Genomic DNA, 22847 nt, shown 5'->3' on the forward strand with positions numbered 1-22847 from the left:
CTGACCTTAAACGCGCCCCTTTCCGCTGGTTTGCGCGACTGACTCTTGATTATGAGTGAGTAAGCACTCATTATAGAAATCGCAAGTTCGCCGTCAAGATGATTTTCAATCTTTGACATTCGCCGTTGCGGTGCTGCGAAGGCCGTGATTCAATCGTGTTTTTAACAGGCTTAAGGGTAAAGTGTAGTGGCTCGTCCGAAGAGTGAAGATAAAAAATTGGCATTACTGGAAGCAGCAACCATAGCATTTGCGCAGTCCGGCATTGCGGCCTCTACCGCCGTCATTGCCCGCAATGCAGGCGTTGCTGAGGGAACTTTGTTTCGCTATTTCGCGACAAAAGATGACCTCATCAACGAACTTTACCTCCATTTAAAGCACGATATGTGCCAGTCAATGATGGCTAACCTGGACCGTTCAGTGACCGATGCCAAAACCATGATTCACTTCATCTGGAATAGCTACATTAGCTGGGGCCTGCATCACACCGCCGGACATCGCGCCATCCGTCAGCTTGCCGTCAGCGAGAAAATCACCAAAGAAACCGAGCAACGGGCTGAGGATATGTTCCCCGAACTGCGTGATTTTTGTCATCGCTCGGTGCGCCCGGAGTTTATGTCCGACGAGTATCGCGCCTTTGGTGACGCGTTTTTCCTGTCACTGGCTGAAACCACAATGGAATTTGCTACCCGCACCCCTGCCCGCGCCGATGAATACATTGCCATGGGGTTTGAAACCATGTGGCGCGCCCTCACCCGCGAGGAAAAATAATGGACGGTCAGACATTACATGCGTACGCAAAACGCCTTGCGCTTGAACTGCCGTTTACCGAACACTGCTGGCCGTTTGGCCCGGAATACGACGTCTTTAAGGTCGGCGGCAAGATTTTTATGCTGGTCTCAGAGCATCACGGACGCCCGCTGGTCAACCTGAAGTCAGACCCGCAAAAGTCGCTGCTCAATCAGCAGATCTACCCCAGTATCGAACCCGGTTACCACATGAATAAAAAGCACTGGATTTCAGTTTATCCCGGTGACGATATTACCGAGTCCTTACTGGCAGACCTGGTGAACGACTCGTGGCATCGGGTGGTGGACGGCCTACCTAAGCGGGAACAAAAACGCCTGCGTCCCGTCTGATTTATCGCTAACCCCGATAAGTGTTTATGCCTTTTTCTGTCTTATCTTTTTGCCGCTTTCCCTGTACCCTGCTGAAACAAAACGCACCCGCAGGGTAAGAAAAACGACCAGGAGTTTTTATGGATATTGTTTCTGTCGCCTTAAAACGCTACTCCACCAAGGCATTCGATCCGACCAAAAAACTGACCGCTGAGCAGGCAGAAAAATTAAAAACGCTGCTGCAGTTCAGTCCGTCCAGCACCAACTCGCAGCCGTGGCATTTTATCGTGGCCAGCACTGACGAAGGCAAAGCGCGCGTAGCCAAAGCCGCCGCCGGCGGTTTTGTGTTCAACGAACGTAAAATCCTCGATGCGTCCCACGTCGTGGTGTTCTGCGCCAAAACAGCGATGGACGATGCTTGGCTGGAACGTGTAGTGGATCAAGAAGAAGTCGATGGTCGTTTCGCCACGCCGGAAGCCAAAGCCGCCAACCACAAAGGCCGAACCTTCTTTGCCGATCTGCACCGCAAAGAGCTCAAAGATGATGCGCACTGGATGGCAAAACAGGTGTACCTGAACGTCGGTAACTTCCTGTTAGGCGTGGCTGCAATGGATCTCGATGCGGTACCCATCGAAGGCTTTGATGCCGCGGTTCTCGATGCAGAATTTGGTCTGCAAGATAAAGGATTCACCAGCGTGGTTATCGTCCCGGTGGGCCACCACAGCGTAGAAGACTTCAACGCCGCGCTGCCAAAATCACGTCTGCCGCAGGAAACTACCCTGACGGAAGTCTGATCCTCACATTTGCATAACCTCCACACAGCGGTCATCATAGACCGCTGTTTATTAAGGAGACGTTATGCAGGAATTGATATCTCAGGTAGAAGACCTCGGCATTGAAATGAATCACACCACTTCGCTGGTGATGATTTTTGGCATTATTTTTATCACCGCCATTATTGTTCACGTTATTTTGCACTGGGTGGTACTACGCGCATTTGAAAAACGCGCCAACGCCAGCTCCCGCCTGTGGCTGCAAATCATCACGCAGAACAAGCTATTTCACCGCCTGGCGTTTACGCTGCAAGGTATCATCGTCAATATACAGGCCGCGCTCTGGCTACAAAAAGGCAGCGAAGCCGCAGAGATATTAGTCACCTGCGCCCAGCTGTGGATCATGATGTACGCCCTGCTGTCGGTCTTTTCTCTGCTCGACGTTATTCTTAATCTGTCGCAAAAACTCCCCGCCGCCTCGCAGTTGCCGCTGAAAGGCATCTTTCAGGGCATCAAGTTAATCGGCGCGATTCTCGTCGGCATTCTGATGATTTCACTGCTGATTGGTCAATCACCCGCCATCCTGATAAGCGGTCTGGGTGCCATGGCGGCGGTCTTAATGCTGGTGTTTAAAGACCCGATCCTCGGTCTGGTAGCCGGAATACAGCTTTCGGCCAACGATATGCTCAAACTGGGCGACTGGCTGGAAATGCCGAAATACGGCGCAGATGGTGCGGTGATCGATATTGGTTTAACCACCGTCAAAGTACGCAACTGGGATAATACCATCACCACCATTCCCACCTGGTCGCTGGTCTCTGACTCGTTTAAAAACTGGAGCGGCATGTCAGCGTCCGGCGGTCGGCGAATTAAGCGCAGTATCAGCATCGATGCCACCAGCATTCGTTTTCTCGATGAAGATGAGCGCCAGCGATTGCATAAAGCACATCTGCTGAAACCGTATTTGACCACGCGCCTTCAGGAAATTAACGAGTGGAACCAGCAATTAGATGCGCCTGAATCCGTCTTGAATCATCGCCGGATGACCAATATCGGGACGTTTCGCGCCTACCTGAACGAATATTTACGTCACCATCCGCGCATTCGCAAAGATATGACGTTAATGGTGCGCCAGTTAGCTCCGGACGACCACGGGTTGCCGATTGAGATTTATGCTTTTACTAATACAGTGGTGTGGCTGGAATATGAAAGTATTCAGGCTGACATCTTCGACCATATTTTTGCTGTGGTCGAAGAGTTCGGATTACGTATTCATCAGTCGCCGACCGGGAATGATATTCGCGCCCTGTCAGGGGCGTTTCAGCGTTAATCTTTAGCTACTGGCGCGTGCAATATAGCGCCAGTCCATCATCACCCTTTCTGTTGGGGCATCGGGGTTATCGATTTTATTCAGTAATAACCCCACCGCCTTGCGGCCAATATCACGCGAAGGTTGCTCAATAGTTGAAAGCTGTGGGGAGACCATTTCAGCCAATTCCGTACCGTCAAAGCCCACCACGGCGATATCCTGCGGGATCTGTAACCCGGCGTTGCTAATAGCACGCATCGCACCGGCTGCCAGCGTGTCCGATACCGCAAACACCGCGTCGGGTTTCACCCCCGCCGCCAGCAGGTTTTCCATCGCCGCGATCCCGGCGCTGGAACTTAATTCACGGGCGTACTCCACTGCCTGATACTCCAGCGATAACGCATGCAGCGCCGCCTTGTAGCCGCGTTCACGCAAACGGGCGTATTTGTAGCTCAGGTCATGGTTGATCAGCGCAATACGCCGATAGCCCTTGTCTACCAGATGCGATATCACCGACTGCGCGGCGTCTACATCGTTAATGCCCACACAGGAAACCGCACCTTTATCGGCATATTCCGCACACTGCACCCACGGAGCATCGCCAATCAGGGTGGTCAGTTCCGGTAATTTTGAGAAGGCATCCATGGTGATGATGCCATCAACAATTTTACCTGACAGCAGCTTCAGCGCTGACTTCGAACGCGCTGTATCGGAACCGGAATTACACAGCAGAATGCGATAGCCATTTTTCTCCGCCTCCTCCTCAATACCTTTCACCACCTCGGCACAAAACGGGTTGGCAATGTTGGAGACCATTACGAGGATCATCGAGCTTCGCGCCGTGCGCAATTGACGAGCCAGCAGGTTGGGCTGGTAATTACTTTCCTTAATAGCCTGCAGCACACGTTCGCGGTTTTTGGCCTTGACGGACTCACTGTTATTCAGCACACGTGATACCGTCGCTACCGACACACCGGCAAGCTGGGCGATTTTTTGAATAGACATAACGACGACACATCCTGCGTTTTACGCTTTGTGCTGAGGCTACCATAAAATCACCGCCCGGCGAACCGGACCGGTTTAACGCTGTACCGACACCCAGCGCTGCTGTTGATGGCTTTTTATAATCGCATCAATGATGTACATCACGTCTGCGCCATCCTTGAACGAGGCAAAACGTCGGGCCTGTGGCGCGGGCATTTGGCCTGTCTGTACGGCCTGATAGAACTGCAGCATCATATTTTTAAACGCATCCGGCCAGCCCTCAATATGCCCACCAGGGAAATGCGCGCTGGCGGCGACATCGGCATTCATTAGCCCCGGATCGTCCGTCAGGATCTGGTTCGCCTGCTGGCGGTGGCCCACCCACAGTTGCTGCGGCGTTTCCTGATCCCAACTCAACGCACACTGGCTGCCGCTAATCTCAAAGCTAAGATGGTTTTTGCGCCCGGCGCTAACCTGCGAGACGCTAAAGCAGCCTTTGCTGCCGTCGTCTAACCGCACCAGCACCGACCCGCGGTCTTCGGTGGTCACCGGTTTATCCTCCAACTGCCGACCAACCGTCTGCGAATTAAACGTCGCACCACCGGCCACGTCCGCTTTCCGCGTGGGCCAGACGATCGCGAGATCGGCCATCACCTCAACAATGCGTTTACCGGTGACAAACTGCACCGTGTCGCACCAGTGCGAGCCAATATCGGCCACCGCCCGCGAGCCGCCGCCCAACGCCGCATCAACCCGCCAGTTGTAGTCGGTCTCCAGCAGCATCCAGTCCTGTAAATAGCTGCCCTGCACGGCAAACAGACGTCCAACGCTGCCATTGCGTACCATGCTGGCCGCCTGTTGCACCATCGCAAACTGGCGATAGACAAAACTCACGCCGTGCACGACCCCCGCCTGCTCCGCCAGCGTCACCAGTTCATGGGCCTCTTCGGGGGTCATGCACAGCGGTTTTTCAGAAAATACGTGCAGCCCGGCACGCAGTATCTGCCGGTTGATGTCGGCATGCAGATGATTCGGCGTACAGTTGTGGACCACCTGTAGCCCCGGGTGCGCCAACAGCGCTTCCACACTGCCATAGGCATGAGGCACCTGTAGCACGCTGGCCCGCGCCTGAGCCACCGCCAGCGAACTGTCGCAGAGTGCCACCACCTGCACATTCCCCAGTCGACGCAGCGCCTCAATATGCGCAGGCCCAATAAACCCGCTGCCAATAATGCCAACCTGGATCATTTGCGTACCTCATCGCCTGCGGCGAAATCATCAAATGCGTGGGATGAAACCGGAATAATATGCCGCTGAATAAACTCACGGCCTTCGCGGGCGCCGGTTTCTGCGTCTTTCAGGCAGCATTCCCACTCCAGTACCGCCCAGCCGGGATAATCATATTGTGTGAGCTTGCTGAAAATCGTTTTGAAATCAACCTGCCCGTCGCCTAATGAGCGGAAGCGTCCAGCGCGGTCGATCCACGGCTGGTAACCGCCGTAGACGCCGCTGCGGCTGCTGGCTCGATACTCCGCATCCTTGACATGAAACGCTTTTATGCGCGAGTGATAGGCGTCGATGAATCCGAGATAGTCCATCTGCTGCAACAGCAGATGGCTGGGATCGTAGAGCATATTGCAGCGCGGATGATTATCCACCAGCGCAAGAAAACGCTCGAACGTGATGCCATCGTGCAGATCTTCGCCGGGATGAATTTCAAAACAGACATCAACCCCCTGCTCATCAAAACCGTCGAGAATCGGCCGCCAACGGTCAGCCAGTTCCTGAAATGCCTCGGCAAAACGCTGCGCATTATGCGGCGGCCAGGGGTAAAAATAGGGCCACGCCAGCGATCCGGAAAACGTGGCGTGCGCCGTCAACCCCAGTTTTTGCGAGGCTGCCGCAGCCTGGTGTAACGTCCGCGTCGCCCACGCCTGTCGGGCCTGAGGATTACCGCGTACCGCCTGCGGCGCAAAACCATCAAAAGCGTCATCGTAGGTGGGATGAACGGCAACCAGTTGGCCTTCGAGATGGGTGGATAATTCGCTGATCGTCAGTCCGTGCTGCGCCAGCATTCCGCGAATATCATCGCAGTAAGTCTGGCTAACAGCGGCCTGTTCAACATCGAACAGCGACGCATGATTACACGGCATCTGTATGGCTTTGTAGCCCAGACCCGCTGCCCACTGCGCCAGCCCGTCCAGGGTATTGAACGGGGATTGCCCGCCGATAAACTGCGCCAGAAAAATCCCCGGTCCCTTAATGGTTCTCATAACCCCTCCTGAATATTACGCCTGCTCTTTCTCGTCATACTTGAAAGAGAAAAGGAAAATCACGGCAATCACCGCCGCTGCAACCGCCGGGATCCACCAGAACGGGATCCATGACTCAGGTACTGCCTGCCCCGCCACCAGACGGTTATACAGCGCACCGGAAATTTGCGAGCCCAGCAGCATGCCGATCCCGTAGGTAAACATTACGATCATGCTTTGCGCCTGGCCTTTCACCTTTTCCCCGGCAATACGGTCGGTGTAGATAAAGCCGACCACAAAGAAGAAGTCGTAACACACCCCGTGCAGCAAAATACCGAGATACAGCAGGATGCGCCCTTCTTCGCTGATGCCCAGCGCAAAGAAGGCGTAACGCACAAACCAGGCACACATGCCGATCAGTAACATGTATTTCACGCCCAGCCGTCTGAACAGGAATGGGATCACCAGCATGAAGAAGATTTCGGACATCTGACCGAACGACATCGCGGTACTAACATCCCCAACGCCCGCATCCGCCAGAAACGATGCGGTGTACGCGTAGTAGGTCCCCAGTGGTACCGAGATTAACGTAGCGCAGAGTGAGAAGACGAAGAAATGACGGGTTTTGAGTAAGGCGAAAGCATCGGCGCAAAACAGATCGCGGACTTTTACCGGCAACCCTTTCGCGGGCGCAGGCGTGTTTGGCAGCGTCAGGCTGTAGAGCGCCAGAATCACAGAGATAACCGCCGCCAGCGTAAAGATGCCGGTGGTATCCGAAATGCCTGTCACGCCGATAAAGATCCCCGCAACAATCCAGCCTATGGTGCCAAACACCCGTACTACCGGGAAGGTTTTGTCTTTATCCGACAGGCTGTGAAACGCAATATTATTGGTCAGCGCCAGCGTCGGCATGTAGCACAGCGTGTAGCCAAACAGCAGGCCAATCAGCAGCGCACCGTTTTGTGCTACCAGCGCCTGCGGCACAAACCACAGGATCGCCGCCCCGGCGAGGTGCATCACCGCCATCACTTTTTGCGAGGCAAAAAAGCGATCCACCAGCATACCTAAGACAAACGGCGACAAGATTGAGGCTATCGGTCCGGCGGAAAACGCATCGCCAATCAGCAGCGACATGTTGTGCTGGCTCATCACCAGCCCCAGCGTGACGGACCAACTTCCCCAGATAAAGAACTGTAAGAACATCATCAGCGACAGCCGCGGCACCAGCAGCCGGTACTGTACGCTCTGTTTTCCACTACTCTCGGTTGTCGACACCATTTTTTGCCCCACCCTTAAAAAAGTAATCGATTACAAATAGGTTCAAATGAAAAGTAATCGATTACAAAATAAAGATCCTGTCAGTAAGAACAGAACTGGGAGATCAATCACGATAAAGTTCAGGGAGTGACCGATCTCATCGCAAAGGATGAGATCGGTAAGGGATTAGCGGGCTTTACGGCGCAGCAGTTTGAAGGCCACAAACAGGAACAGGATCCATGCCGGTAGCAGCATCGCCGACAGGCGCATCTCATCCATGGTGCACATCAGCACCAGAATCATGCCGAGGAACGCAATACACAGGTAGTTCCCGGCCGGGTACAGCAGCGCTTTAAACTGAGTGTCACGCCCTTTGCGACGCATTGCCGCGCGAAAGCGCAGGTGCGCCAGGCAAATCATGATCCAGTTCAACAGCAGCGTCGCCACGACCAGCGCCATCAGCAGGCTGAAGGCCTTTTGCGGCAGCGCGTAGTTGATCAGCACCACCAGCGAGGTGATCGCCCCGGAAAGCACCAGAGAGTTAACCGGTACACCGCGACGGCTGACGCGGGTCAAGAACTTCGGCGCATTACCCTGCACGGAGAGGCCAAACAGCATGCGGCTGTTGGAGTACACGCCGCTGTTATACACCGACAGAGAAGCCACCAGAATAACGAAATTTAGCGCGGAAGCCACCACGTTGCTGTCAAGATTATGGAAAATCATCACAAACGGGCTGCTGTTTGATTTCACTTCAACCCACGGGTATAGCGCCAGCAGCACCACCAGTGAACCGATGTAAAACAGCAGAATACGATACACCACCTGGTTTACCGCTTTCGGAATACTTTTTTGCGGATCCTGCGCTTCTGCCGCAGTAATACCGATCAGCTCCAGCCCACCAAAGGAGAACATGATCACCGCCAGCGAGAGGATCAGTCCGTTCCAGCCGGTGGCAAAAAAGCCGTTATAGCGCCAGAGGTTATCGATACTTGCCTGTTCGCCACCGTGACCAGAAAACAACATCCAGACGCCGAAGCCAATCATGCCAATAATCGCCAGCACTTTGATCAGTGCAAACCAAAACTCGGTTTCGCCATACAGTCGCACGTTGACCAGGTTGATGGCATTGATGATCACGAAGAATACGGCGGCCCAAATCCAGGTAGGCACATCGGGAAGCCAGTATTGCATGTAGATCCCAGCCGCCGTCAGTTCAGCCATGCCGACCAACACAAACATCACCCAGTAGTTCCAGCCAGACAGAAAACCGGCAAACGGTCCCCAGTATTTATAGGCAAAGTGGGCAAACGATCCGGAAACGGGTTCTTCAACCACCATTTCGCCCAGTTGGCGCATGATCAGAAACGCGATGATCCCGGCTACGCCATAGCCCAACAGCACCGCCGGTCCTGCCATTTGAATCGCCGGGCCAATGCCCAGAAACAGACCCGTACCAATTGCGCCGCCCAGCGCAATTAACTGAATATGGCGGTTTTGCAACCCCCGCTGAAGCGTCGGCTCACTCGTTGACGCGGCATCGGACACGCTGGTGTCGGATGCAGATGACGCGTTTTTCACGCCCTACCCCTGTGTCGTTTATATTGAAGGGGCTTCTTTTAACATTTCAACCTGGTTGTCGCAAGGCGCAATCGTTTGGATACGCCGGGCATCCTTGCCCAACGCACCGAGGCGCAGGAAAAAAGTCACCAATCAACGGGCGTTAGCGGAAGCCAACGCGTTGTTGTTATTTATTCAGATCAATACGCACCACGTTATCGGGTGCATCCGTGGAGTGGTCTTTATTGAATTTCTGCTTCACAGTAACAAACAGCGTTTGCCCATCCGCAGAGAGCAGCAGGCTATTCGGGTTCGGCGGCAGATCCCAGCTTTTCTTCACGCTGTAGTCGGTTGCATTCAGGCTAAGTAGTTTCCCGGCATCACGCTGGGTAATATAGATTTCGTTGCGCTTTGCATTGAATTTCACCGCTAACGAATCGCCAACATCGAGTTGCTTGAGCAATTTACCGGTGTGGATATCCAGCACCAGAGTCGTTTTCGCTTGCGAGTTATCGGTGACAAACAAACGGCCCGTTTGCGCGTCTTCTGCCATATTCAGCAACAGCGCAGGTTTCTCACCCAGCGGCTTCCAGCGTTTCTCTATACGCTGATTACGCGGGTTGATCACCAGTATTTCGCCGCCGCCATTGGCGGCATAAATACGCTGAGTGACGTCAGAGTAATGCAGACCGGTCATCCATTTACCGGTGTTTTTGATACGGGTTTTCAGCTTCAGGGTTTCGGCATCCACCACCCAAATTACCGCCGGGTCAGCCACCGCGCCAATATAGAGCAGGCCATTATGCAGCAGCACCTGGCGCGCACCGTACGGGAAACCTTCGGCATTACGTTCCGGGAACAGTACACGGTTTTTCACTTTACCATCGGCGGTATTCAGGGCGCTCAGGCCGCCGTCCAGTGAGTTGGTAACGTACACCGTTTTACCGTCTGGCGAGAGCGCCATACCAAAGTTTTTCATATCGGTATGGCTTAGACCGAGCGTCTTGAGCGTTTTCGGATCCAGTTTGTAAACCACCCCGCCCTGGACATCTTTAAATCCTTCCGCACTGGCAACATACAGTGCATCGCCCGCCGGACTCAGCGCCATTTCATACAGACCATCAGCCAACGCACGCTGCTGGACATCAGTAGCAGCTGGCGTCACCGCTTTTTCCTGTACCGCCGTACGACTGGCTGGCGTTGAATGTGCGGCACAGCCACTTAGCGCTGCGGCAATCAGCAATGCCAGAGCGGATGTTGTTTTTTTCATTGCGGGGATCCTTACCAGAGTGTACGGAAATGGTTAATAACAAAAGAGAATGAGAACTATACGCATTATCTTTATTGAATCAAGAATAATTAGCTCGTGAATAAAAAAGATGAAACGGAGGTTTGAAGAGTGCGACTGACGCGCGCTACCTCCGCTTTCTTATAATTACCGTGAATTATTCTGGACGAAAAGGCACCGCAGGCCACAAAATGCACCTTACTGTTTTTCAACATTTTTAAACGCGTTCCCCAGGTCAGGTTCCTGTCACGCGCTTTAAGCCACGCCGGGCAGCGACCGTCATGAATAAGATCATTAAACGTCTTGAAATCATCAAAAGTGCCATCGAACTGGAAGATGATGAGATCATTTTCCAGCAACTAGTGCATTTGAAAAATGACACGTTGACGGACGTACCGAAGACGATCGTTCAGGCGCTTGAAGCACGACGCTTCAGCGATGCCCTGCATGAAATCACCGGCTGGCTGCAATCACAGCGAGCGGTATCAACGTGGCAAGATCCCGGCATCGCTGCCAGCAAACTTGAGCTAAAAGCACTTGAAACACAGTTGCGCGACTTAATTGATAAACGCAATGCACGCATTCAAATCCTTGATGACTTCAACGACTTGTATCATCAGCACCTTGGGCCGCTGATGAGTCGTATTCTCGAGTTGCGTAAACATCTGGCCGCCAGTGCGCAACGTAAGCAGGACGCTGAGCGCAAACGCCGGGAAAAAGATTATCAGTCCTGTCAGCACTTTATTTCTCAGGCGGTCGATCAACTGGCGCAACTCAAACAGCAGTGGATGAGCCAGCGTTCAGACTCGCGCGAATCAGTGGAAACCCGGCAGCGCATTCAGCAGCAAACGGAGCTTATCACCGCCCTGCTGGCGGAAATTCGCGAACTGGAAAACGACTTTTCCCGCCAGGATGACAGCGCCACCCGCCAGGCGCAGGAAGAAGCCCGTCACGAATATGATGAATATCAGGAGCAACAGCAGGACGCGCAGCATCGTTATAACCGCGAACGGACACTTTCTCATGATGAGCGCAATGAACTAAAACGCCTGTGGCGGCAGGCCAGTCGCCTGTGCCACCCGGACGTGGTTGCAGATGACCTGAAAGAGAAAGCGCACCAGATGATGGTGCAGTTGAATCAGGCGCGACAAAATGCCGATCTGGCCGCCGTTCGTACGCTGCTTACCCAGTTGCAAAACGGTCTCGAACCGATGATGGCAAGCGACCGCCTCAACGATCTGCAACATTTACGCCGCAAGATACAGCAGCTCAGAGAGCAAATTAGCAGCTTGCTCAACGAGATTAGCGAACTGGAAGCTGAGAACGCCTGGCGTCTCGCCGCCTCTGTGACAGATAAGGAAGCCTACTTTGCCGACCAACAACGGGCGTTAACCGAGATCCGCAATACGCTGGAAGATCAGGTACGCCAGGTCGAGCAAGAACTGCTGGCCGGATAAGCCGGCAACGTACAAAAAACAAGCGAACCGCAATTCTTTCGTGTGATTTTCAAATTAAGCACAAAAAGACAATTTTAGAATTAAATCCTTGAAATTTATAAAATCAAAGCACATAACACCATAAAATAAAATGAAAACGTAAATAAATTTGAATATGGCAATATTTTCATCCCTCCCCTATACACCCTCCGCGCCAGCCTGGTTTAAGTTAAGAATTATCTTACAGCGTTCTCATTGTGCTAAAAATGAGCCCTATCCAACTGAATTACGCTCTTTTTTGGCGACCTTCTTAGCCACACCTATCAGAATCCCCTGTGTTTTTAGGGTTATCCAGTCCCCAATTTTCTCGATTCATAAGCGAAATCTATCAATCAACTGCCCAGAGGTGATTTAAACGATTTATCTTAAATTTTAACAAAGTGTAATATCAACATTAAGAATAGTTAAAGATTTTAATAAATACAGAAAGTATCTGTTGAAACCGAAATTAATAAGGATACGTTCAAAACACAGAACGGGATATTCGTTTTAATTAACATTTCACGCATCGCGAGGAACTCTTTTTAATAAAAAAAAGAGGCGATTGCTTGCATCAAAATTTCAAGGAGATCGTTATGTCTAAAGCTATATTTTTGGGTGACTCACTTTACCCGTGGCTTGGCATGCGAGAAATTTTACGTGGTTCAGCATTATTTACGGATATCACGTACCACTCCTCTCAGACGCTTTCTGCCGTCAACATACATTCTCATAAATTGGATTGCATCATTATTAATCCTGGCAATTCTGATTTTTTAAAATATGCCAGAGTTATCCGCAACATGGCCTTACGCCCTGCGACGATGATTATCGTTCTGGCCGATGAAGCCACTTTTTCACTTTTTCAAACCGTTTGCGGGATGAACATGCATTTTCTCGATCAAGACGACTCTCTTGATCAACTTTTGCACGCATTCACCTCTATCACTCAAATAAAAAAATCACGCACTATCAAAGCAGTACATAACAAAATAACCGCAAACGAATTTAACGTCATGATGATGTTGGCCCGCGGTTGGACGCTGACTCAAATCGCCGGCGCATCGCAAAAAAGTGAAAAAACCATTGGGGCGTACAAAAGCAACATTGCCAGAAAGCTTGGCAAAACCAATACCCGGCTCAAGTACACCATCTCGCACTATAGCCAGCCGTAACTGACTTATTTAAGGACGACCATAACGATTATTTTTTAATAAGGGACTCACTTTCAGTTCGTCTTTTATTCCGCGAAACCCGGAAGGCATCCCCATTTTTAAAAATCGACCTGCCAGGTAGCACTCCCGCGTGCCAACCATAGCCAACAACTCAACGTAATAACGCATGCAATATAAAATGCAGATAAGGGTTATATATGAATAAAGTTTACAGCATTATTTGGAACGCGGTACTCGGTATCTGGGTTGTCGTTTCCGAATTAACCAAAGGCAAGAAAAAAAGCAGTTCGCGTAAAACTGTCACGGTACTGGCGGCCAGTGCATTAAGCGGTGCTTCAATGCTGGCATCTGCGGCACCGATTATCGATACAGGTGAGCACAATATTTATACTGACTATCAGAGAGGTATTTCAGCTGAGGTAAATGAGGGAATTCATAATTATGGCTTCTTATATGAAGATAACTCTACCGGTCAGGCGCTCAACATCAGCGGCGCAATCCCAACGATTGCCCCAGGTCAAAGCGGCGTTGTGGAGTCAACCACCATCAGAGAGCTGCTGCAAGACGGAAAAATCACCCTAAAAGCCACCAGCCCCGATCAGAATGTCAAAACGATCTCCACCGTGGAGCAACTGGCAGAATACCTGACTCATACTCAATCGGCGAAACCTTCGCAGAGCACGGACTTTGATGTTTTTGATCCGGCGCTTCCGGGAGAACCCGAGCCGATTAAAGTCTTTGATACCAGTGCATTGTCCGGGTTTATCACCGAATCACAACTCGGTGATGCGGTGTTGAACACTTATGATCCACAGCAAACGCAAGTCTATAAGCAATTTGGTATCGCTCTGGCGACAAACGGAGGCATCGCCAATCTGAATATTGGCAACGACACGCTTTACGTACGTGACAAGGCCAATACCATCGAATTGTTGGCCAAGGACTCCTCACTGCTGCAAGCGCAGGGCGCCAACAGCAAGGTGAACTGGCAGTCCGATAACTACATAAAATTCAACGCTGCCCCGGTTGTACCAACGGAAACATTTAACGGTTCACAAACCACCTCCGTATTTGGCACTGATGTAACGCTAATGGCTTACGGTTATAACGATGCCGGTGAGGTTATCGAAACAGGTACCAAAACGATCTCGATTACAACGGCCGCTGAGCTGGCTGAGTTCAATAGCTGGCTATTAGGCGAAAGTGATGACGCCGCACAAAAACCGGATGGACAAAAAGTCAGCCAGATCCAGCTGTGGCTGGATGCCGAAAATAGCCAAATAACGACGGTATCCGCTGCGCAAGCGAAGTATGCCGAGTTGATTGAAAACGTGCTTAGTTCCGGTAAAAAATCTGACGTTATCTCCTGGGATTATGACGTCTGGACCGACGGCCTGTCGCATACGAATAACACTACCGCCGGGCGTGGTGAGCTGCACGCCATCTATGCCAACGGCGCTGGGACTACCGGCACCCTGAACCAAGGTGCGATGATCGCCGTTGACGGCAGCATTAATGGCGTAATGAAAGCCATTGACGGTGGGGTTATCACTAACCTCGGCGAACTGAACGCATTGCGTTCCTCCGGCGGGCAAAGTCTGGCCATCGGCATGCTGGCGAAAGACGCCATTGCTACCAACCACGGCACCATCAACTCCGGGTTGTTTATTGATAAAGACGGCAATCAAAAGGTCAGCAGCTACGGCGCATTTGGCATGCAGGGGCAAGGCGCCAGCACCATTACCAACAACGGCACCATCAACCAGGCCATCACCACCGATAACTTCGGTACCGCCTCTGCCGCCGATCCCTGGAGTAAAGATGATCCTGATACCTCGCTGACGCTGGCCATTGGCATGCAACTGTCCAACACTGCACAGGGCGTGAATAACGGCGTTATCAATATCGTCGACGGGAGCAAAAACAGCGCATCCTTTGGTAAAGGCACCGCCTTTGGCGTAGAAGTCGCCGACAACGCGACCTTTACCAACGCGCAGAATGCCTCTATTTATCTTGGCCGCGACGCCAATGACCTGTCCCTGGATGCCACCCTGCCAGGCGGCTCCAGCCCAAGCGCCGGGATCATGACCAAAAGTGCCAGCGAGGTCATCAATAAGGGGCTCATCACGCTGGGCGTCGGCATACGCAACGCTGCGGGGATCTTGATCGGCAACGCGACAGGCAACGTGCTGAATACCGGCAATATTGTGGTCAATGGCGATGGTCGTGGAGGGAATATCAAGAACTACGGCATCACTGTTCGTGACAGTGGCGCTGAAAATGGTCAGATCATTCGCAATGACGGCAAGATCAACGTCAATGGCACCAACAACGTCGGCATTCACGTCAGCGCGACGAAAAAAAATGCCCTGGTGACCACCAGCGACTCAGGCTCTATTGTGGTAGACGGTACCGGCGGTGTGGGTAACCGTAACTACGCTATCTGGGCTGAGGGTGGCGTTAATGGTCAGGCGACGGTCAACGTCGATTCCGCTATCACACTTAACAAAGCCGGGAACATCGGCGTGCACGTGCGTGATAACGCCATCGCGAATGTCGACACCCTGAGCAGTCCACTATTCAACAGCACCAACCAGATTGGTTATTACCTGTATGGCAAAGGGGCTACCGCCAACATTGGTCAGGCGGTGATGAATGACAACGGTCAGGCTAACACCACTATTTTTCGTATCGCTAATGGTGCAAAACTTGCAGGTAATACGACCAACCCGAAAGATAATTCGAGTTCCAATCTCGACCTGACCTTAAGCGGCAAAAACTCCGTCGGCGTCCTCGCCACCGGCGCAGGTAGTAGTGTAGACACCGGCGAAGCCACGTTTAGCGTGAAAGGCTCCGATTCCGCAGCCCTGCTGATTGAAGGCGGCGCAACAGGTAACATCAGCGATAAAACCACCATCAATTTAACCGGCGAAAGAACCATTGCCGGGATTGTTGACGGTCAGGCGCATCAGTTGAATGGCGAGGTGCAAGGTAACCCGACTGCAACTACCCTCACCTCAAACGCGAAGATCACCTCTGAAACTGGCGGTAACGAGGTTATTGCCTATGTGGCAAGAAACCAAGGCAATCTGACCCTTGGTGCCAACGCCATTATCGATCTAGCCAGCACCGACAGCATCGGTGTTGATGTACAGCAAGGCGGGCGTTTCACCAACAATTCCGACAAAGCCCTGCATGTCAGTGACGGTATCGGTGTTCAGGCTTCGGGAGCCAGTGCGCAGATTAATAAACTGGGCCAAATCCTGGTCGATGATGGTACTGCCGGGGTTCTACTGACTGAAGGTGCCAGTTTACTGATTAATGGCATTTCCGGTGACAGTATTACCACCAACGGTTCCGCTGACGGTATTCGCCTCGCCGATAAAGCCGGTGCGCTGTCCGCGCAAAGCGTGATGATCCGCGCCGATGGAACTGGCGCAGGCATTCAAAACGATGCCAACAACAACAATATCCTGCTGCGCAACGTGACCATTGACTCCAACGATGGCGCAGGGATCCGCACCAGCGTGGCACTCACCATGACCGATCTCTACAGCGAGGGAAATATCCTCAACGTTCACGGGAAAGGTACCGGCTTCGCCTTTGAACAACGCGATGGCGGCGAAACATCGGGCGACCTGAGCATAGGCAAAGGCTATACCATTGAGGTCCTTAAGGCTGAAGGTAGCGGTATTCGCGCAAATACTGATGGCGCGCTCACCACCAATGCCGATATCAATGTACGTGACGGCGCAGGCGGCTCAGCGATCATCGCGAAGAACGTCCTCGCCGTCAGCAATAGCGGCAAAATTATCTCTGCCAGCACCAGCGCACCGGTGATTGATGCCAGCGGTGACAGCAATAAAAAAATCACCAACACCGGCACCCTGCAGGCCATCAACGACACGGCCGTAGCCATTCAGTCTGGTAAAGGTAATGACGCCATTGATATCAGCGGCGGTGTGACCAGCGGCGTGATCAACACCGGTGAAGGTAAGGACACCTTTAACTGGCAAAACGGCACCTTTGCGGGCGAGGTGAATTTCGCCGGCACCGGCGGCAACAATAAAGCCAGCATCGGCAATGTGATGCTGGATAAAACGCGCCACATCATTACCGCTGCGGGTACGGGCAACGCCCTCACCTTCACCAACACCCACGGCGACAGTGCAAAAATTGGCAGCCTGAACAGCGACAACCAGACCACCGGCACCAACATTGGCACCGGCTGGGACTCGCTGACCATTACCGGGTCAAACGCGGATGTCCGCGTCGTTGAAAATCTGAGTCTGGCGAGCAAAACCATTGCCGTAAACGATGGTGCAACGCTGCATACCGGCGACCACGTCGAGTCCACCAGCACCGCCGCGACCATTGGCAATTATGACGTGAAAACCCAGGGCACCAGCAGCAGGGTTATCTTTGATACCCAGGGCGATACGTCAGCCGCGCAAATTTACGACGGCGTCATCAGCGGTGACGGGAAATTTGAACGTAAGGCAGGCGGGACCACGGTCTTTACCAACAATAACAGCTACACCGGTTCTACCACCATTGATCAAACGGGGACGCTGCAGTTAGGTTCCGGCGGCGATACCGGCGAAATCAGCGCCGTATCAAACATCCTCGACAACGGCGTACTGGCGATTAATCGCGCCAATAATGTGCTGCTCGGCGGCGTGATTTCGGGTATCGGCGCGCTGCAGCAAATCGGCGGTGGCATTACGCGCCTGGCGGGCAATAACACCTATACCGGTGACACCACCGTCACCCACGGTACGCTGCTGGTAAACGGTAATCAGAGTGCGGCTACGGGCGCAACCACCGTCAGCGGCATGTCCACGCTTGGCGGTAACGGTATTATCGGCGGCAACGTGCTGATGAACGACGCCTCGACCCTCAGCGCGGGTGACGGCGGTGCGGGAACGTTAACCATTAACGGCGGCCTGCAACTGGGCAGCAAAACCACCTCCGCCTTCGAGCTGGGTCAGGCTTATACGCCGGGTGGCGCGCTGAATGACCTGATTACTCTCACCGGCAACCTGCAACTGGACGGGACGCTGGACGTCACCACGTCTCAGGGCGGTAATTTTGGACCGGGTGTGTACCGTATTTATAACTACGGCGGCACGCTGGATAACCGGACGCTGGAGCTGGGCGCGGTGCCAGACAGTCAGGATAAGAACAACATTTTTGTCCAGACCTCTATCGACAAACAGGTCAACCTGGTCAACGCCAACGGCGTCACGCTGCAATTCTGGGACGGCGCAACCGTCAACCAAAGTCACGGTAAATCGGGCATTGAAGGCGACAGCAAGATTGACGGCGGCGATGGCAAATGGATGGCGATTGGCGATCAGGGCGACAACAACTGGACAACGGCCACCGGCGAGGGCAACGCGCCGTGGGCGCAGAAATCCTTCGCCGTGTTTACCACCAAAGGCGGTACCGTCACCGTGGATGACGCCAAAGGTGACGTCAATTTCTCCGGAGCACAGTTTGACGCCGACGGCTATGTCGTGAAAGGCGATGCGCTCAACGCTTATGCCACCACCGAAACGGCCACACATGCGGGTCAAACGCCGGGCACCGGTGAACTGCTGCTGCGCGTCGGGGCGGGTGGCGCGGGACAAAACTATACCGCGACCATTGAATCTATCCTTCGCGAGGCCAGCGCCCGCGATCGGCTGACGCTGGTGAAAACCGACCTCGGCCGTCTAATCCTCAGCGGTGATAACGAATATCGCGGCGGCACGCGTATTGACGGCGGCACCTTGCAAATCTCCGCCGACAGCAACCTCGGCCAGAGTGGCACGGATTTGGTCATCAATAACGCCTCCACGCTGCAACTGGGCGCTGATTTGACCAGCGACCGTACCATCGAGCTGGGCGCCAATGCTAACGCGGCGGTGTTTGATCTCAATTCGCACCATTTCACCCCAACCGGCGATATTACCGGAGATGGCAAGCTGAAAGTGACCAGTAGCTCGAGCGATGCGGGCAGCAGCTTAACGCTTGACCGCGCCAACAGCTACCAAGGGGAAACCGAAATTGCCGGGACCGGGAATAGTAATAATGTGACGGTTAACGTCAGCAAAACCGGAGCGTTCGGCAGCAATGAAAGCAGCACTGTTAACGTCAATAACGGCGCAACGCTGAATATCAATGGTGCAGACACCAGCCTGACATCGCTGACCATGAACATCGCCGACAGTCTGTTAACGCTGGCCGATACCGTCACTGCCGCCAGCGCCAACCTGAATCTGACAGGTAAAGCGAAAGCAGTATTACGCGATAAAACCACCGCCGCTAACGCGACGGTCAACGTAGCGAAAGACAGCACCCTGGCACTGGAAGACAACGCCAGCGGCGGCAATGCCACGGTAAACAACAGCGGCCTGATGACCGCGGCTGATAACGCGATGGCGGAAAATACGGTGGTCAAAAACCTGGCGGACGGCCTGGTGGATGTCAGCGCAGTCAACAGCGCCACCTCCATCGGTTCACTGTCCGGTGCGGGTAATGTCGAGCTGGGTAACAAGCAACTGTCGCTGGGTAATCTAAATCTGGCTGACACTATCAGCGGCGTTATCAGCGGCAACGACGGCAGCCTGGTGAAAATCGGCGACGGTACGCTGACCCTGACCGGCGACAACACCTGGACCGGCATCACGGATGTTGACCAGGGCGTGCTGCTGGTCAACGGTAATCAGTCTGCCGCAACCGGCCAGGTCACGGTGAAAACCGGCGCTACGCTCGGCGGTAACGGCATTATCGGCGGCGCGGTGGATGTGCAGGATAACGGTCACATTACCGCCGGTGCGGCCATCAACAGCGTCGGTAAACTGACCACCGGTTCGCTGACGCTAAGCGATAACGCACAGCTGGATTATCAGTTTGGTCAGGCCTATACCCCAGGCGGAGCTTTCAACGATCTGATTGATGTCAACGGCGATCTGACGCTTGACGGCAAGCTCAACATCGAGACCTCACCGAACGGCAGTTTTGACGTTGGGGTTTATCGCGTGATCAACTATACCGGCACGTTGACCAATAACGTGATGGATATTGCTAACGCACCGGAAGCCGCGGACAGCCTGTATGTACAAACCTCGGTTAAAAATCAGGTAAACCTGGTCAACCATGCCGGGCTGACGCTGCGCTTCTGGGACGGCACCGGCGGTGAGAACGGCAACCTGAAAAACAACGGCGTGATTAACGGTGGCGACGGGATCTGGCAATCCAGCCAGGGGAATGACAACTGGACCACCGATGAATCCACGCCAGAAGGCGCGCTGAACGCGCCATTTACCGATGCCGCGTTTGCCGTCTTCCAGGGCGAGGCAGGCAATGTGACGGTCGATAACAGCAAAGGCGACGTCATCATCAGCGGTGCACAGTTCGCCACCGACGGCTATCGCGTCGGCGGGGAGGCTATCACCACCGATACCGCCAATACGCTGATCCGCGTTGGCGATGGTACGGTAGACGGCGTTAACTACACCGCCACCATTGACAGCGTGATCCGTGGCACCGGCGGCCTGAATAAAGGCGATCTTGGTACGCTGATCCTCACGGGCGACAATACCTACAGCGGTGGCACCACTATCACTTCAGGTACGCTTCAGGTAGCCGGTGATACCCACCTTGGCGCAGCAGATACTGGCATCACCTTTAATGGTGGTACGCTGAAATATGGCGACGCGTTCGATACCGCACGTCAGGTAACGCTGGAATCCGGTGGCGGGACGTTCGACACCAACGGGCACGATGTATCCCTGCTGACCGAAGTCGAAGGTCATGGTCAGTTGATTAAAACCGGCAAAGGTTCACTCACCCTGACGCTGGATAACACCTACACCGGCGGTACCACCATCAACCAGGGCGTATTACAACTCGGCACCGGCGGCGATATCGGCAGCATTCAGGGTGATATCGTTGATAATGGCGTACTCAGCGTCAATCGCGCTGATACCCTGGCATTAACCGGTGATATCAGCGGCAAAGGTCAACTGCACCAGACCGGCAACGGCACCACCGAGTTGCAGGGTAAAAACAGCTACAGCGGCGCAACGCTGATTACCCACGGCGTGCTGCAAGCGGGTGATACCAACACCCTGAGCGCGGCGTCGCACCACTATGTGGTTGCGGACACTACGCTTAACACCCAAGGCTACAACCAGACGGTAGCCAGGCTGAGTAACGGCGGCGATGTGTCGCTTATCGGTCAGCAAATTGGTACAACCTTAACCGTCAAAGGAGACTACACCGGCGAGAAAGGCACTATCAACATGGCAGCCACGCAGAATGGTCGCGGCGCGGGTATTGCCGATCGCCTGATTATCGACGGCGGTAAAGCCAGCGGGAAAACGTTGCTTGATGTTGACGGCTCCGGCCTCGGCGCGCCTACCGTGGGTGACGGCATCGAAGTGGTCACCGCGCTGAATGGCGCCACCACCACCGCGCAGACCTCGCGAGACGCCTTCCATCTTGCCGCTGAACGCATGGCTGCGGGTGCATTTGAGTACCAACTGCACGCCGGTAACGCGCAAGGTCAGGGTGAAAACTGGTATCTGAGAAGCGAATACCGTCCGGAAACCATGCTGTACTCTGGCCTCGCCAGCGTCGTTCGCCAGGGTGACATCAGCCTGCTGGGTAACATGCACCAGCGTATGGGTGACGAGGTGAAACCGGGTATTGATGAAGATAACCGTGCGTGGGCCAGAATGATTGGTTACTCCGGCAAAACCAAACTGGATGATGCGACAGGGACACAAACCAGTTCACATACCATGGGCATCCAGGTCGGCGTCGATATGTACGCCAATGAAAGCTGGAAAGCCGGGATGTATGCCAGCGTGCTCGACATCGACAGCAGTGTTAAAGGCACCAAAACTGGCAGCGATGGCAAAGGCGGTAATATCGATGACAACGCGTTTTACGTTGGCGGTTATGCCACCTGGTTCTCGGATGACGGAATGTATGTCGACAACGTCCTGCAGTACGGTAACCATAAATCCCGTCTGTCGGCATCCGGAAATAACGGCTCGCACACGGTGAAAGGCAATACGCTGACGGCCTCAACGGAAGTGGGCAAGTCATTCCGTTTAGGCGCCAGCGCCTGGAGTCTGGAGCCTCAGGCGCAGTTGATCTATCAGTACAGCAACTTCGATAACAGTACGTTGGATGGCGTCACCCAAACGAAGGTCAAGATGGATACCGCCGATTCGTTTACCGCGCGTCTGGGTGTGCGTCTGGTCGCAGACTATGATACCAACCACGGCAAATTCCAGCCTTACGGCCGGGTGAACGTCTGGCAGGGTCTGGGTTCAAAAGACAAGACGCAGTTTAGCAATGCGGTTGCCACCACTACGCTGGAATCGTCACAGCAGTACTCCAGCACCGAAGTCGCCGCCGGTCTGAGCTGGTCTATTGACCGGAATGTGCAGGTCTACGGTGAATTGGGTACGCAATTCAGCAACGGCAGCAGTAAGTCGCAGATTGAAGCCCCGGTGAATGCTTCTATTGGCTTTAAGAAATCGTTTTAATCTAACGTAAACGTAGCCAGCCCTCTGTAATTACAGGGGGCTTTTTTATGCGCGAGGGAATCAACATCGGTTGTCCGGCGGTTGTCCGGATAACGCGCGTGCGCCTCCATC

The 22847-nt window shown here is 53.5% G+C and carries 13 protein-coding genes; 7 read left to right on the plus strand and 6 right to left on the minus strand.

The genetic code is table 11. From position 1 onward, the window contains the following. The first annotated feature begins 186 nt into the window (after window positions 1–186). The 4 genes from FDX22_RS11080 (at window position 187) to FDX22_RS11095 (ending at window position 3218) form a co-directional block, all read left to right on the plus strand. Window positions 187–768 carry a TetR/AcrR family transcriptional regulator gene (locus FDX22_RS11080; RefSeq protein WP_115259143.1) on the plus strand — a complete coding sequence of 194 codons (582 nt, stop codon included), beginning with the start codon at window positions 187–189 and terminating at the stop codon, window positions 766–768. Continuing rightward, on the plus strand, window positions 768–1136 hold the full coding sequence (locus tag FDX22_RS11085; protein WP_146717194.1) for an MmcQ/YjbR family DNA-binding protein: 369 nt from the start codon (window positions 768–770) through the stop codon (window positions 1134–1136). The genes FDX22_RS11080 and FDX22_RS11085 overlap by 1 nt, the downstream gene beginning before the upstream one ends. A gap of 119 nt (window positions 1137–1255) precedes the next feature. Beyond that, window positions 1256–1909: an oxygen-insensitive NAD(P)H nitroreductase gene (gene nfsB, locus FDX22_RS11090; RefSeq protein WP_115259145.1), complete on the plus strand. Its 654-nt coding sequence runs from the start codon at window positions 1256–1258 to the stop codon at window positions 1907–1909. Between the two features lie 64 nt (window positions 1910–1973). Then, a complete protein-coding gene (locus tag FDX22_RS11095) occupies window positions 1974–3218 on the plus strand; it encodes a mechanosensitive ion channel family protein (protein ID WP_115259146.1) in 1245 nt (414 codons plus the stop codon). A gap of 3 nt (window positions 3219–3221) precedes the next feature. Here the strand turns inward: FDX22_RS11095 and FDX22_RS11100 are convergent, their stop codons facing one another. From FDX22_RS11100 to FDX22_RS11125, 6 genes are all read right to left on the minus strand, one after another. Next, window positions 3222–4202, minus strand: coding sequence for a LacI family DNA-binding transcriptional regulator (locus FDX22_RS11100; RefSeq protein ID WP_115259147.1), 981 nt, complete (start codon window positions 4200–4202; stop codon window positions 3222–3224). Window positions 4203–4277: 75 nt separating this feature from the next. Further along, window positions 4278–5429: a Gfo/Idh/MocA family protein gene (locus FDX22_RS11105; protein WP_146717195.1), complete on the minus strand. Its 1152-nt coding sequence runs from the start codon at window positions 5427–5429 to the stop codon at window positions 4278–4280. Continuing rightward, the gene (locus tag FDX22_RS11110; protein WP_117342187.1) at window positions 5426–6454 is read right to left on the minus strand and encodes a sugar phosphate isomerase/epimerase; all 1029 of its coding nucleotides are present in this window, start codon (window positions 6452–6454) and stop codon (window positions 5426–5428) included. Before FDX22_RS11110 ends, FDX22_RS11105 begins: the two co-directional genes overlap by 4 nt. A 15-nt stretch (window positions 6455–6469) precedes the next feature. Beyond that, the gene (locus FDX22_RS11115) at window positions 6470–7711 is read right to left on the minus strand and encodes an MFS transporter (protein ID WP_115259150.1); all 1242 of its coding nucleotides are present in this window, start codon (window positions 7709–7711) and stop codon (window positions 6470–6472) included. A gap of 165 nt (window positions 7712–7876) precedes the next feature. Then, on the minus strand, window positions 7877–9271 hold the full coding sequence (gene pheP, locus FDX22_RS11120; protein ID WP_096757960.1) for a phenylalanine transporter: 1395 nt from the start codon (window positions 9269–9271) through the stop codon (window positions 7877–7879). Window positions 9272–9437: 166 nt separating this feature from the next. Then, on the minus strand, window positions 9438–10520 hold the full coding sequence (locus FDX22_RS11125) for a YncE family protein (RefSeq protein ID WP_115259151.1): 1083 nt from the start codon (window positions 10518–10520) through the stop codon (window positions 9438–9440). Window positions 10521–10819: 299 nt separating this feature from the next. Between FDX22_RS11125 and FDX22_RS11130 the strand changes: the two genes are divergently transcribed. From FDX22_RS11130 to FDX22_RS11140, 3 genes are all read left to right on the plus strand, one after another. Next, window positions 10820–11995 (plus strand): DnaJ family molecular chaperone, encoded by a 1176-nt coding sequence (locus FDX22_RS11130; RefSeq protein ID WP_146717196.1) that lies wholly within the window; start codon window positions 10820–10822, stop codon window positions 11993–11995. A gap of 614 nt (window positions 11996–12609) precedes the next feature. Then, on the plus strand, window positions 12610–13188 hold the full coding sequence (locus FDX22_RS11135; protein WP_146717197.1) for a LuxR C-terminal-related transcriptional regulator: 579 nt from the start codon (window positions 12610–12612) through the stop codon (window positions 13186–13188). A gap of 197 nt (window positions 13189–13385) precedes the next feature. Beyond that, window positions 13386–22736 carry an autotransporter outer membrane beta-barrel domain-containing protein gene (locus FDX22_RS11140; RefSeq protein WP_146717198.1) on the plus strand — a complete coding sequence of 3117 codons (9351 nt, stop codon included), beginning with the start codon at window positions 13386–13388 and terminating at the stop codon, window positions 22734–22736. Window positions 22737–22847 lie beyond the last annotated feature (111 nt).

Source organism: Citrobacter sp. TBCS-14 (assembly GCF_005280805.1).
Taxonomy (GTDB): domain Bacteria; phylum Pseudomonadota; class Gammaproteobacteria; order Enterobacterales; family Enterobacteriaceae; genus Citrobacter; species Citrobacter gillenii.